Raw genomic sequence first — 13052 nt, forward strand, 5'->3', positions numbered from 1 at the left:
ATATTTTCTTGTTAAATGAAGAAGGAGTTTAGAAATAAATTTTGAAGTTTAATAAAGGACGTAAAAGAAAAAGTTTTATTTCATGTTACAATAAACGTAATTGTTATTAGAATAAGATAGAAAGGTTGAAAGTAGGTGACATCATGGGAAAAATCATTGCTATTGCTAATCAAAAAGGCGGTGTTGGAAAAACCACAACATCTGTTAATTTAGGGGCTGGATTGGCGCAAGTAGGTAAAAAAGTCCTTCTTGTAGATATTGATGCTCAAGGAAATGCAACGACTGGTGTGGGAATTGAAAAATCTGAATTAGATCAATGTATTTACAACGTTCTTGTGGAAGATGCAGATGTTCAAGGGGTTATACAGAAAACCGCAACGGAAAACTTAGATGTTCTACCCGCTACAATTCAATTGGCTGGTGCTGAAATTGAATTGGTACCGACTATTTCCCGGGAAGTACGTTTACAAAGAGCATTACAGCCAGTTCGTGATGAATATGATTATATTATTATCGACTGTCCCCCATCTTTAGGGTTATTAACAATTAATGCATTAACAGCAGCAGATTCTGTTATTATTCCTGTACAGTGTGAATATTACGCACTAGAAGGGTTAAGTCAGCTATTAAATACAGTTCGACTTGTACAAAAACATTTAAATAAAAATTTAGCAATTCAAGGTGTATTGTTAACGATGTTGGATGCCCGTACAAATTTAGGGATCCAAGTTATAGATGAAGTGAAAAAGTATTTTAGGGATAAAGTATATCGCTCGATTATTCCGCGTAATGTACGCTTGAGCGAGGCTCCAAGTCATGGGAAACCTATTATGCAGTATGACGCTAAATCAAGAGGAGCAGAAGTATATATAGATTTAGCAGAGGAAGTGATTGCAGGTGGCTAAGGGATTAGGAAGAGGAATTAATGTGTTTTTTCCTGATTTAGATGTGAAAGAAGAGGAAACAATTCAGGAGATTCTTGTAACTGAATTAAGGCCAAATCCATATCAACCGCGTAAACACTTTAATAAAGAGGCTATTCAGGAATTAGCAATTTCGATTAAGGAACACGGTATTCTACAACCATTAATTGCTAGGAAGAGTATTAAAGGATATGAAATCGTTGCAGGTGAAAGACGATTTCGTGCTGCAAAAGAGGCTGGTTTAGAAAAGGTACCTGCGGTTGTAAGACCATTAACTGAACAGCAAATGATGGAATTTGCTTTGTTAGAAAACTTACAACGAGAAGATTTAAATCCTATGGAAGAGGCAATGGCATACCAGATGTTAATGAATGAGCTAAATGTAACGCAAGAACAATTAGCGAAACGTCTTGGCAAAAGCAGACCTTACATTGCAAATTATACTCGGTTATTAAGCCTCCCTTCGTTCGTCCAAGATATGATTGCAAATGGTCAACTTTCAATGGCTCATGGGAGAACTTTACTTACGATAAAAGATGAAGAACAATTGAAGTCCTTATTGAAACGCATTGAAAAAGAAGGATTAAATGTTCGTCAATTAGAGAAAATCGTCCAAGAGATTAATCAACACGTTTCACGTGAAACAAAAAAAGTGAAAAAAGAGCGAAATATATTTTTCGTAGAACGTGAAACGTTCTTAAGAGAAAAGTTTGGCACAGATGTGAAAATCAAAGAGACGAAAAAAGAAAAAGGTAAAATCGAAATTGAATTTTTTAATAAAGAAGATTTGAATCGTATTTTAGAACTATTATCACAAAAAAAATAAAGAGCAAACCATCTTATTATTTATAGATGGTTTGCTTTTTTTAGTGCGGATAATTTTTGATCCGTCTCTTTTATACTTTGTGCGATTACATCGGCCATTTTCATAACTAAACTTAATCTTGTATTTTGAAGAACGAAAAACTCCATAAACCCATTTAGATTGACGATACCGTGTATATGCAGATCACCAACTGCAGGTAATTTCTTATTCATAGCAGCTCCAGGCTTACTAGGGCCCTTTCCAGTAGTGATTGACCCGATATTTTGAGACTTTCCTAAACATGCATCAACAGCAATTATAAATGCAGCAGGATATTCTTTCTGTATATTTTGAATTTTTTCTTCTAAATTTAGCGCATGTACTGGCTCATCTAGTGTACCGAATACTTGGAGGTTTTTGATGTCTATTTGTTCAAGTTTTGTACCAACTAACGGGCCGAGTGCGTCACCTGTAGAACGATCTGTTCCGATACAAACGAGAATGAGTGGTATATTAGTTTTAATAGGAATGTGGGTAAGTAAGAAATTACTGATTATCTCAGAGGCTTCTAGATCCTGGTGCATAACGTTTTGAGTTTCTTTCTCAAAAAATGGTAAGCGAAAACTTCCAATATTCATGAAGCACCCATCCTTTTAATAAATTTTCAATATATGTTATATGGTGAGAAAAATGGAAATCTATAAGTGCGTAATTTTTGCAAAATGTGAATGAAAACGGAAATAATAGTACTAGTATATATATATTCGTTCCATTTTATACCTGAATGGCGGGGGGGAAATAGGATTAAAATCATAAAATTTTTTCAGCAATTAGAGGACTTCTGATACAATAATAAGGATAACTAAAAAGAAATTTTAGCTAGAGAGGTAGAGGTACATGGATTTATTAACGAAGTGGTTTAATTCTACGAAACAGTATTTATTAGATGCTGATCGTTGGGCTCATATTGGAGTTGCGACATTAAAAATATGTATTATTTTAATAATCGGTGCAGTTGTTGTGCGAATTGCAAGAGCGGTTGTACGAAATGCGTTTCGTATGGGGAGTCGTTCTCCAATTCAAATTTCAGAACGTCGTACAGTTACAGTAGCGAAATTACTTGAAAATATTGTAGCGTACGTTGTTATGTTTATTATGCTGATTGCGATTTTAGGTGTGTTTGATATTAATGCATCAGGTTTATTAGCGGGTGCCGGGGTAATTGGTTTAGCAGTCGGATTTGGTGCTCAAAGTTTAGTGAAGGACGTTATTACAGGTTTATTTATTTTGCTAGAAGATCAGTTTTCAGTTGGCGATTATGTTAAAATCGGTCAATTTGAAGGAGTCGTTTTAGAAATTGGACTTCGTACAACGAAAGTAAAGAGTTGGACAGGTGAAATTCATACTTTACCAAACGGAAGTATTATTCAAGTTACTAACTACTCAGTTAGTAATAGTGTAGCATTTGTTGATGTATCTATTTCATATGAGGCTGATATTGCGAAAGCAGAGCAGGTTATTGAAGATTTATTAGTAGAGTTACCTTCAAAGTACGAAAAAATGGTAACAACACCTCAATTATTAGGTGTGCAAACGTTAGCTGCATCAGAAGTTATATTACGCGTTATTGCTGAAGTAGAGCCGATGCAACATGCAGTTATTGCAAGGGCACTTCGTAAAGAGATTAAAAATCGTCTTGATTTACATGGAATTGAAATTCCATATCCACGTATGGTTTTATATAATCGTGAAGAATTGGTTAGTGGAAAAGCAATTTAGTATGGAGAGGAGGAGTTTGAAGAGTGGAGCAAAAGGAATATAACTTGTACGATGTTGTGGAAATGAAGAAAGCACATCCATGTGGCGAGAATCGTTGGAAAATTATTCGTATGGGAATGGATATCCGCATTAAGTGCGAGGGATGTGACCATTCAGTAATGATTACTCGAAGAGAGTTTGATCGTAAGGTGAAAAAAATACTTGTGAAGCACGAAGAATAGAGAGAGAGTAACAGTTACAGTAGGTAACTGTTACTTTTTTTCGTTTGGCGGAAACTTGTCATTTTTTTCGTTACTATCTATAATGATGAAAGATTGAGACATAGGAGTGAAAAATATGGGATTAACGGCTGGGATTGTTGGATTACCTAACGTAGGGAAGTCCACTTTATTTAATGCAATTACACAAGCAGGAGCAGAATCTGCGAACTATCCATTCTGTACAATTGATCCAAACGTAGGGATTGTAGAAGTACCAGATGAGCGTTTAAATAAATTAACGGAATTAGTAGAACCGAAAAAGACTGTTCCGACTGTATTTGAGTTTACTGATATTGCAGGTATCGTAAAAGGTGCTAGTAAAGGTGAAGGTTTAGGAAATAAATTCTTATCTCACATTCGTCAAGTAGATGCAATTTGCCAAGTTGTTCGTTGTTTTGAAGACGAAAATATTACGCACGTTTCAGGGAAAGTAGATCCAATTGATGATATCGAAACAATCAACTTAGAGCTAATTTTAGCGGACTTAGAGTCTGTTGATAAGCGTATCGAGCGTGTTGCGAAATTAGCAAGACAAAAAGATAAAGAAGCTGTATATGAGCATGAAATTTTAGTTCGTTTAAAAGAGGCTTTTGAAGAGGGGAAACCGGCTCGTACTGTTGAATTTACAGAAGAGCAGATGAAGATTGTTAAAGGCCTTCATTTACTTACAACAAAAGAAATGTTATACGTAGCGAACGTAAGTGAAGACGATATTATCGATCCTTCGGAAAATAAATACGTACAAATGGTAAAAGAATTTGCAGAAAATGAAAATTCTCAAGTAATCGTTGTATGTGCAAAAATCGAATCAGAAATCGCTGAATTAGACGAGGAAGAGAAAAAAGTATTCCTTGAAGAACTAGGTATTGAAGAGTCTGGTTTAGATCAATTAATTCGTGCAGCATATGACCTATTAGGACTTGCTACTTACTTTACAGCTGGCGTTCAAGAAGTACGTGCTTGGACATTTAAACAAGGTATGAAGGCACCACAATGTGCTGGTGTTATTCATACAGACTTTGAGCGTGGATTTATTCGTGCAGAAACAGTTTCTTACGATGACTTAATGACAAACGGTTCTATGACAGCTGCAAAAGAAGCTGGAAAAGTACGTTTAGAAGGAAAAGAGTATATCGTAAAAGATGGAGATGTTATGCACTTCCGTTTTAACGTTTAATTTAATATTTCCTAGGAAAAATAAAGATATGAGCTTGGCGAATATATTATATGTTTGCCAAGTTTTTTATGTATTGGTGAGTTGATTCATATAACTTACTATGATATAATCTAAACTCGTGAGTAATTACTATAAATTAATTGCTCCTTGCCCATTATGGGCCGTTTAGACCAAAAGGAGGTGAAAGTGTAATGAGAAAGTACGAAATTATGTACATCATTCGTCCTGGCGTTGAAGAAGAAGCTCAAAAAGCTTTAGTTGAACGTTTTGCAGGTGTTTTAACAAACAATGGTGCAGAAATCATTAACACGAAAGAGTGGGGTAAGCGTCGTTTAGCTTACGAAATCAACGACTTACGTGAAGGTTTCTACATGATCTTAAACGTGAACTCTAACGCAGAAGCGATTAACGAATTCGACCGTTTAGCTAAGATCAACGAAGATATCCTTCGTCATATCGTTGTTAAAGAAGAAGAAAAATAATTGATATATAAGGGAGAGTGGTTCGATTGATGAATCGTGTTATCCTCGTTGGTCGTTTAACTAAGGACCCTGACTTACGTTACACGCCCAATGGTGTTGCAGTAGCTACTTTTACGTTAGCTGTGAATCGCGCATTTGCGAATCAACAAGGTGAGCGTGAAGCTGACTTTATTAATTGTGTAATATGGCGTAAACAAGCAGAAAACGTAGCAAATTATTTGAAAAAAGGAAGCTTAGCAGGCGTAGATGGACGTCTTCAAACTCGTAATTACGATGGACAAGACGGTAAACGTGTGTATGTAACAGAAGTTCTTGCGGAAAGCGTACAATTTTTAGAGCCGCGTAATGGCGGTGGGGAGCAACGTGGTTCATTCAATCAGCAACCATCAGGAGCTGGTTTCGGTAACCAAAGCTCTAACCCATTTGGTCAATCTAGTAATTCAGGTAACCAAGGTAATCAAGGGAACTCTGGATTTACGAAGAATGACGATCCATTTTCAAATGTAGGTCAACCGATCGACATTTCCGACGACGATTTACCGTTCTAATACAGTAAATTTGTTAGTTTTAACAAAGAATGGAGGGAAATAGACATGGCAGGACGCAAAGGTGGACGTGCGAAACGTCGTAAGGTGTGTTTCTTCACAGCTAACGGCATCACTCGCATTGACTATAAAGATGTTGATTTATTAAAACGTTTCGTTTCTGAGCGTGGTAAAATTTTACCTCGTCGTGTAACAGGGACAAGCGCAAAATACCAACGCAAACTTACAGTTGCAATTAAACGTGCTCGTCAAATGGCACTTTTACCATATGTTGGTGAATAATAGCGTATGAAATGCACAGTAGAGTCGGACTCTACTGTGCATTTTGCTATGCTTTTCTTTTTGAAAGAGAGGTTAAAATGTGAAACAAACAAAGTTTATTACAGAAGGTGCAGCGTTATTAGCTATATATGCAATTTTATTGCTTATATCTATGTATGTTCCGATTTTGGGTACTGTTGTAACTTTTGCTTTGCCGTTACCATTTATACTATTAACGATAAGACATAAACTATCTAATGTGCTCATGATTTTTGTAGCATCACTTTTTGTTACTATTATTGTGAGTCAACCTATGAATTTAGTGAAGACAATTATGTTTGGATTGATAGGGATTGTTTTAGGATATATGTATAAAACAAGAAAAAAGTCAGTAGAAATCTTAATAGCGGGGACGCTTGCATACTTAATTGGTTTTGTACTTATTTATGTTGCGAGTATAAAGTTTTTCAACATAGATATAATGAAGCAAATGCAAAGTATGTTTAGTGAAAGTATGGTGCAAAGTGAAAAGATAGTAAGTGCTACAGGTATGCCGATTAGTAAGGAACAAAAAGAGTTACTTACACAAATGAATGATATATTACAATCGTTATTTCCAAGTATACTTGTTCTAGTTTCAGTATGTTTTTCTTGGATTACAGTGATAATATCAGGTAGTGTTTTGAAAAAGTTAAAACATGACATTATACCTTGGCCTAAATTTAAAGATATACAATTACCAAAGAGTATTGTTTGGTATTACGTTATATTTATTTTGTTAGTAACTTTTATAAAAGTAGAACCAACATCATATTTACATATGGTATTTTCTAACCTAAATGTCATATTTACACTATTGCTTGTACTGCAAGGTCTGACATTTATCGCCTTTTTAGCGTATAGAAAAGGTTTTACTAAAGGGATTCCTATTATTAGTTTTATTGCATGCATGTTTATTCCGATGCTGTTTCCTCTTGTGACAATCTTAGGTATAATTGACTTAGGGATTTCATTGCGTTCTAAAATAGGGGGATAAAACAATATTCCTTATACTATTTTAATCTGTTTAACTAACTGGAAGGTGAGTTAGTTTTACTTTATAGGAGTTGTATACATGCCTGAATTTGATAAGAAACAGTGGTTTTTATATCCTGTTTATGTATTGGCATTTTTTGTGTTTGTGCTCATTTCAATTCTCTGTTATTTTCATTTAATTATGGGAATAGCTGCTTTTGTCATTTTTTGTATCGTATTTTTTATCGTTATACGATTTGAACTTAATTTTCAAAGGAATTTCGAAAAGCATACGACAGATATGATTACAAGAGTAAAGAAAGTAAGTAATGAAGCATTTAACCAAATGCCGATTGGTATTTTGTTATACAATAAGGATTATGGGATTGATTGGGCAAATCCTTATTTATCTTCATGTCTGGGACAGCATGCATTAGCTGGATGGCACCTTTACGATGTATCAGAAACATTACTTCTTTTCATTAAAGGAGAAACTTCTGATGATATAGTCTCTTTAAATAATCGAAAGTTTCGCGTTTTTGTAAGGAAAGAAGAAAAGTTAATTTATTTCTTTGATGTAACGGAACAAACAGAAATCGAAAAGATGTATGAGGATCAACGTACTGTTTTAGCTGTAATTTATTTGGATAATTATGATGAAGTTACACAAGGATTAGATGATCAATTACGTACAAATATAACAAGTCTTGTGACATCGCGACTAAATGAATGGGCACTTAAGTATGGTGCGTATTTAAAACGTGCATCTTCAGAAAGATTCTTCGTTGTGCTAAATGAAAGTATTCTGACGCAAATGGAGAAAGGGAAATTTAGTATTTTAGATCAGGTGCGTGAAGAAACATCTAAAAGGAATATACCACTTACATTAAGTGTAGGTGTCGGATCAGGTGATTTACCTTTGTCAGAGCTTGGGTCAATGGCTCAATCTGGTTTAGACCTTGCGCTTGGACGCGGGGGAGATCAAGTAGCTATTAAACAAGCGACAGGTAAAGTTAAGTTCTATGGAGGCAAGACAAATCCGGTTGAAAAGCGTACCCGTGTACGTGCTAGGGTCATTTCGCATGCGTTAAAGGATTTAGTATTAGAAAGTAGTAATGTCATTATCATGGGGCATAGGGCTCCTGATATGGACGCAATTGGTGCTGCGATTGGTATTTTAAAAGTGGCTCAATTAAACGAGCGTAAAGGATATATTGTATTAGATGAAAATGATTCTGATAAGGGAATTAAACGCTTGATGGACAAAGTGAAACAAAATGAGGAATTATGGTCTCACTTTATTACTCCAGAGCAAGCGATGGAATTTGCGAATGATGAGTCATTACTTGTTGTTGTTGATACACATAAACCTTCTATGGTGATGGAACAAAAATTGTTACATAAAATTGAAAATGTAGTAGTTATCGATCATCATCGCCGTGGAGAAGATTTTATTGAAGATCCATTGCTAGTTTATATGGAACCATATGCTTCTTCAACGGCAGAACTGGTTACAGAATTACTTGAGTATCAACCGAAAAATTTAAAGATGACAATGTTAGAAGCAACGGCATTGTTAGCGGGGATTATTGTCGACACGAAAAGTTTCACATTCCGGACGGGGGCTCGTACGTTTGATGCTGCTTCCTATTTACGCTCACATGGTGCAGATACTGTACTTGTACAAGAACTTTTAAAGGAAGATATGGATCAGTATTTACGGGTTGCAAAAGCTATAAAAAATGCGTACATTTATAAAAATGGAATTGCGATTGCTAAAGTTGATAGTGATGATTACTACGATCAAGTGCTTATTGCGCAATCAGCTGACACGTTATTAACAATGACAGGAATTATTGCATCATTTGTTGTTGCGAAACGTGGCGAGAATCTCATTGGAATTAGCAGCAGGTCTTTAGGTGAAGTGAATGTGCAGCTAATTATGGAAAACTTAGGTGGTGGCGGGCATTTGACGAATGCAGCCACACAAATGAAAAATGTTACAGTAGATGAAGCCGAGGAGAAGCTTCGATTTGTTATTGATGACTATTTACAGGGAGGCACACAATCATGAAAGTAATTTTTCTAAAAGACGTAAAAGGTAAAGGTAAAAAAGGAGAAGTAAAAAACGTACCAGATGGCTATGCAAATAACTTCTTACTAAAACAGGGATTGGCTGCTGAAGCAACAAATAGCAGTATGAAAACTTTAGAAGCTCAAAAGCGTAAAGAAGAAAAAGATGCAGCAGCAGAAGTTGAGAATGCAAAAGAGCTGAAAGAAACATTAGAGAAATTAACTGTAGAAGTAAAAGCGAAATCTGGAGAAGGTGGCCGTTTATTCGGTTCTATTACGAGCAAACAAATCGTAGATGCGATGCAAAAATCACATAAAATTAAACTTGATAAACGTAAATTTGAAATGGATGATGCAATCCGTGCATTAGGCTACACAAATGTAACAGTGAAATTGCATCCGCAAGTAACAGCGACAGTAAAAGTTCATGTTAGTGAACAATAAAAATAAATTAAGCAAGGAGGATTGCGTATGAGTAATGTACTTGCTGATCGTACCCCTCCGCATAATATAGAAGCCGAGCAGGCGGTTTTAGGGGCCATATTAATTGATCAAGATGCGTTAACATCAGCATCAGAGTTATTGGTACCTGACTCATTCTATCGAACGAAACATCAAAAGATTTTTGAGGTAATGCTTGGGTTATCTGACAAAGGAGAACCGATCGATTTAGTAATAATGACATCAGCGATGGCTGATCAAGGATTACTAGAAGAAGTTGGTGGAGTGTCTTATCTAGCAGAGTTAGCAGAAGTTGTTCCAACAGCTGCTAACGTTGAATATTATGCACGTATCATCGCTGAAAAGGCACTTTTACGTCGTTTAATTCGAACAGCGACTCATATTGTGTCGGATGGATACGAGAGAGAAGATGACGTAGACGGCCTTTTAAATGAGGCCGAGAAAAAAATATTAGAAGTATCCCATCAAACGAATGCAAAAGCATTTCAAAATATTAAAGATGTTCTTGTAGATGCTTATGATAAAATTGAACTTTTGCATAATCAAAAAGGTGAAGTTACTGGGATACCAACTGGATTTACTGAATTAGATAAGATGACGGCAGGTTTCCAGCGAAATGATTTAATCATCGTAGCAGCACGTCCGTCAGTAGGGAAAACTGCATTTTCATTAAATATTGCACAAAACGTAGCGACGAAAACGGATGAAAATGTAGCGATTTTTAGTTTGGAGATGGGCTCCGATCAGCTTGTTATGCGTATGCTTTGTGCAGAAGGAAATATCGATGCGCAAAGACTTCGTACCGGGTCATTAACTTCTGATGATTGGGCGAAATTAACAATGGCGATGGGTAGTCTTTCAAATGCCGGTATATATATTGATGATACACCAGGAATTAAGGTAAATGAGATTCGAGCGAAATGTCGTAGACTAAAGCAAGAACAAGGTCTTGGTATGGTTTTAATTGACTACTTACAGCTTATTCAAGGAAGTGGGAAATCAGGTGAGAACCGTCAGCAGGAGGTATCTGAGATTTCTCGTACTTTAAAAGGGATTGCGCGTGAATTGCAAGTGCCTGTTATTGCCTTATCACAGTTATCTCGTGGTGTAGAATCTCGTCAGGATAAACGCCCGATGATGTCTGATATTCGTGAATCTGGTAGTATTGAGCAGGATGCTGATATTGTAGCTTTCCTATATCGTGAAGATTACTATGACCGTGAAACGGCAAATAAAAATACGATTGAAATTATCATTGCAAAACAACGTAATGGTCCGGTAGGTTCAGTAGAGCTTGCGTTTGTTAAAGAATTTAATAAATTCGTTAATTTAGAACGACGCTTTGAGGATGGGGCATAAAGGCAGTATAAAAAAGAAACACATTTCTTATAATAAGATGTGTTTCTTTTTTTATGGGATAAAGATAAGGCTTTCATAAGGTGAAAATATAATTCTTACGAACGAAAATGATTTTTAATAAAAAAATGTTCGCTTTTTGGTTGACTTCTTTTTCGGTTTTGGTACAATTATATTGTTTGAATAGATCGTTTGAAAATTGCGGAGGTGCTTTAATAATGTCTTCAGTAGTAGTTGTAGGAACACAATGGGGCGACGAAGGAAAAGGTAAAATCACTGATTTTCTTTCTGAGCATGCGGAAGTAGTTGCAAGATATCAAGGTGGAAATAACGCGGGACATACAATTGTTTTCGGCGGAGTTAAATATAAGTTACACTTAATTCCATCTGGTATTTTCTATAAAGAGAAAATTTGTGTAATCGGAAATGGCTTAGTAGTAGATCCGAAAGCATTACTTGAAGAGTTAAAATACTTACACGACCGTGGTGTAAGTACTGATAATTTACGTGTAAGTAACCGTGCACACGTTATTTTACCTTATCACTTAAAACAAGATGAGTTAGAAGAGGCTAGTAAAGGTGATAACAAAATCGGTACAACGAAAAAAGGTATCGGTCCTGCATATATGGATAAAGCTGCTCGTATTGGTATCCGTATGGCTGATCTTTTAGACCGTGAAGCATTTAAAGAGAAGCTTGAGCGCAATTTAGTAGAGAAAAATCGTTTGTTTGAAAAAATGTACGATACAGAAGGTTTCAGCGTAGAGGAAATCTTTGAAGAGTACTTCGAATATGGACAACAAATCGCACAATATGTATGCGACACATCTGTTGTATTAAATGATGCACTAGATAACAATCACCGTGTATTATTTGAAGGTGCACAAGGTGTTATGCTTGATATTGACCACGGTACGTACCCGTTCGTTACATCTTCTAACCCGATTGCGGGTGGTGTAACAGTTGGAACTGGAGTTGGCCCTGCGAAAGTTACTCGCGTTGTAGGTGTATGTAAAGCATATACAAGCCGTGTTGGTGACGGTCCATTCCCTACTGAACTTAATGATGAAATTGGTCATCAAATTCGTGAAGTTGGTCGTGAGTACGGAACAACAACTGGTCGTCCGCGCCGCGTAGGTTGGTTCGATAGCGTTGTTGTAAGACATGCGCGTCGTGTTAGTGGTTTAACGGATCTATCATTAAATTCTATCGACGTTCTAACAGATATTCCAACTCTTAAAATTTGTGTTGCTTACAAATACAATGGCGAAGTTATCGATGAAGTTCCAGCAAACTTAAACATTTTAGCGAAATGTGAGCCTGTATATGAAGAGCTTCCAGGTTGGACAGAAGATATTACTGGTGTAAAATCATTAGACGAGCTTCCTGAAAATGCAAGAAAATACGTAGAACGTGTTTCTGAGTTAACAGGAATTCAATTATCTATGTTCTCAGTTGGACCAGATCGTAACCAAACGAATATTGTTCGTAATGTATACGAAGCTTAATTGATATTTTTAGAAAAAACTCATGTCCGCATGAGTTTTTTCTTATCTTTTATAAAAAAATGAAAAAAAGTATTGCGAAGAATACAGAATACATGTTATGATACATCTTGTCGTCACGAAAATATGACGTTGGTGAGTATGAGCCATTAGCTCAGTTGGTAGAGCATCTGACTTTTAATCAGAGGGTCGAAGGTTCGAATCCTTCATGGCTCACCATTTTATTTTTCGTGGCCCGTTGGTCAAGTGGTTAAGACACCGCCCTTTCACGGCGGTAACACGGGTTCGAATCCCGTACGGGTCATGTTTTTTTATGCTTATTTTTGGTCCCGTGGTGTAGTGGTTAACATGCCTGCCTGTCACGCAGGAGATCGCCGGTTCGACCCCGGTCGGGACCGCCACTTTTGTTT

Annotated in this window: 14 protein-coding genes and 3 tRNA genes; 16 read left to right on the forward strand and 1 reads right to left on the reverse strand. The window is 36.3% G+C overall.

Annotation, left to right across the window (positions count from 1 at the left end; genetic code table 11):
• Positions 1-143: 143 nt before the first annotated feature.
• Complete coding sequence (soj, locus tag ASE54_RS20545; RefSeq protein WP_000516114.1) at positions 144-905, forward strand: sporulation initiation inhibitor protein Soj; 762 nt, start codon at positions 144-146, stop codon at positions 903-905.
• Entirely contained in the window at positions 898-1749 is an 852-nt protein-coding gene (spo0J, locus tag ASE54_RS20550; RefSeq protein ID WP_001051826.1) for a stage 0 sporulation protein Spo0J, read from the forward strand. Before soj ends, spo0J begins: the two co-directional genes overlap by 8 nt.
• Positions 1750-1769: 20 nt before the next feature.
• Here the strand turns inward: spo0J and yyaC are convergent, their stop codons facing one another.
• Positions 1770-2366, reverse strand: a complete 597-nt coding sequence (gene yyaC, locus ASE54_RS20555) for a spore protease YyaC (RefSeq protein WP_001020711.1) — start codon at positions 2364-2366, stop codon at positions 1770-1772.
• Between the two features lie 259 nt (positions 2367-2625).
• Between yyaC and ASE54_RS20560 the strand changes: the two genes are divergently transcribed.
• The 14 genes from ASE54_RS20560 (at position 2626) to ASE54_RS20625 (ending at position 13043) form a co-directional block, all read left to right on the forward strand.
• Positions 2626-3507, forward strand: coding sequence for a mechanosensitive ion channel family protein (locus ASE54_RS20560; RefSeq protein ID WP_000365111.1), 882 nt, complete (start codon positions 2626-2628; stop codon positions 3505-3507).
• Positions 3508-3530: 23 nt separating this feature from the next.
• Positions 3531-3728, forward strand: a complete 198-nt coding sequence (locus tag ASE54_RS20565; RefSeq protein ID WP_000435486.1) for a DUF951 domain-containing protein — start codon at positions 3531-3533, stop codon at positions 3726-3728.
• 115 nt (positions 3729-3843) lie between these two features.
• A complete protein-coding gene (gene ychF / locus ASE54_RS20570; protein ID WP_000524658.1) occupies positions 3844-4944 on the forward strand; it encodes a redox-regulated ATPase YchF in 1101 nt (366 codons plus the stop codon).
• Positions 4945-5135: 191 nt separating this feature from the next.
• A complete protein-coding gene (gene rpsF / locus ASE54_RS20575) occupies positions 5136-5426 on the forward strand; it encodes a 30S ribosomal protein S6 (protein WP_001233781.1) in 291 nt (96 codons plus the stop codon).
• A 26-nt stretch (positions 5427-5452) separates the two neighbouring features.
• Entirely contained in the window at positions 5453-5974 is a 522-nt protein-coding gene (gene ssb / locus ASE54_RS20580; protein WP_000981963.1) for a single-stranded DNA-binding protein, read from the forward strand.
• A gap of 45 nt (positions 5975-6019) precedes the next feature.
• A complete protein-coding gene (rpsR, locus tag ASE54_RS20585) occupies positions 6020-6253 on the forward strand; it encodes a 30S ribosomal protein S18 (RefSeq protein ID WP_000918873.1) in 234 nt (77 codons plus the stop codon).
• Between the two features lie 79 nt (positions 6254-6332).
• Entirely contained in the window at positions 6333-7268 is a 936-nt protein-coding gene (locus ASE54_RS20590; protein WP_000814843.1) for a YybS family protein, read from the forward strand.
• A 78-nt stretch (positions 7269-7346) separates the two neighbouring features.
• Positions 7347-9320 carry a DHH family phosphoesterase gene (locus ASE54_RS20595; RefSeq protein WP_001113790.1) on the forward strand — a complete coding sequence of 658 codons (1974 nt, stop codon included), beginning with the start codon at positions 7347-7349 and terminating at the stop codon, positions 9318-9320.
• A complete protein-coding gene (gene rplI / locus ASE54_RS20600; RefSeq protein WP_000864237.1) occupies positions 9317-9763 on the forward strand; it encodes a 50S ribosomal protein L9 in 447 nt (148 codons plus the stop codon). Before ASE54_RS20595 ends, rplI begins: the two co-directional genes overlap by 4 nt.
• A gap of 27 nt (positions 9764-9790) precedes the next feature.
• On the forward strand, positions 9791-11140 hold the full coding sequence (gene dnaB, locus ASE54_RS20605; RefSeq protein ID WP_000073168.1) for a replicative DNA helicase: 1350 nt from the start codon (positions 9791-9793) through the stop codon (positions 11138-11140).
• A gap of 215 nt (positions 11141-11355) precedes the next feature.
• Entirely contained in the window at positions 11356-12645 is a 1290-nt protein-coding gene (locus tag ASE54_RS20610) for an adenylosuccinate synthase (protein WP_000100230.1), read from the forward strand.
• Between the two features lie 140 nt (positions 12646-12785).
• Positions 12786-12861 (forward strand) — tRNA-Lys (locus ASE54_RS20615).
• 13 nt (positions 12862-12874) lie between these two features.
• Positions 12875-12946: transfer RNA gene (locus ASE54_RS20620), tRNA-Glu, on the forward strand.
• A 21-nt stretch (positions 12947-12967) separates the two neighbouring features.
• Positions 12968-13043 (forward strand) — tRNA-Asp (locus ASE54_RS20625).
• The last annotated feature ends 9 nt before the right edge of the window (positions 13044-13052 follow it).

It is taken from the genome of Bacillus sp. Root131 (assembly GCF_001429475.1).
Lineage (GTDB): Bacteria > Bacillota > Bacilli > Bacillales > Bacillaceae_G > Bacillus_A > Bacillus_A thuringiensis_S.

What these genes read in the sequence shown, in the direction of transcription:
- soj (WP_000516114.1), top strand. Translation starts at nt 144, where the DNA reads ATGGGAAAAATCATTGCTATTGCTAATCAAAAAGGCGGTGTTGGAAAA.
- yyaC (WP_001020711.1), bottom strand. Translation starts at nt 2,366, where the DNA reads ATGAATATTGGAAGTTTTCGCTTACCATTTTTTGAGAAAGAAACTCAA.
- ASE54_RS20560 (WP_000365111.1), top strand. Translation starts at nt 2,626, where the DNA reads ATGGATTTATTAACGAAGTGGTTTAATTCTACGAAACAGTATTTATTA.
- ychF (WP_000524658.1), top strand. Translation starts at nt 3,844, where the DNA reads ATGGGATTAACGGCTGGGATTGTTGGATTACCTAACGTAGGGAAGTCC.
- rpsF (WP_001233781.1), top strand. Translation starts at nt 5,136, where the DNA reads ATGAGAAAGTACGAAATTATGTACATCATTCGTCCTGGCGTTGAAGAA.
- rpsR (WP_000918873.1), top strand. Translation starts at nt 6,020, where the DNA reads ATGGCAGGACGCAAAGGTGGACGTGCGAAACGTCGTAAGGTGTGTTTC.
- ASE54_RS20595 (WP_001113790.1), top strand. Translation starts at nt 7,347, where the DNA reads ATGCCTGAATTTGATAAGAAACAGTGGTTTTTATATCCTGTTTATGTA.
- rplI (WP_000864237.1), top strand. Translation starts at nt 9,317, where the DNA reads ATGAAAGTAATTTTTCTAAAAGACGTAAAAGGTAAAGGTAAAAAAGGA.
- dnaB (WP_000073168.1), top strand. Translation starts at nt 9,791, where the DNA reads ATGAGTAATGTACTTGCTGATCGTACCCCTCCGCATAATATAGAAGCC.
- ASE54_RS20610 (WP_000100230.1), top strand. Translation starts at nt 11,356, where the DNA reads ATGTCTTCAGTAGTAGTTGTAGGAACACAATGGGGCGACGAAGGAAAA.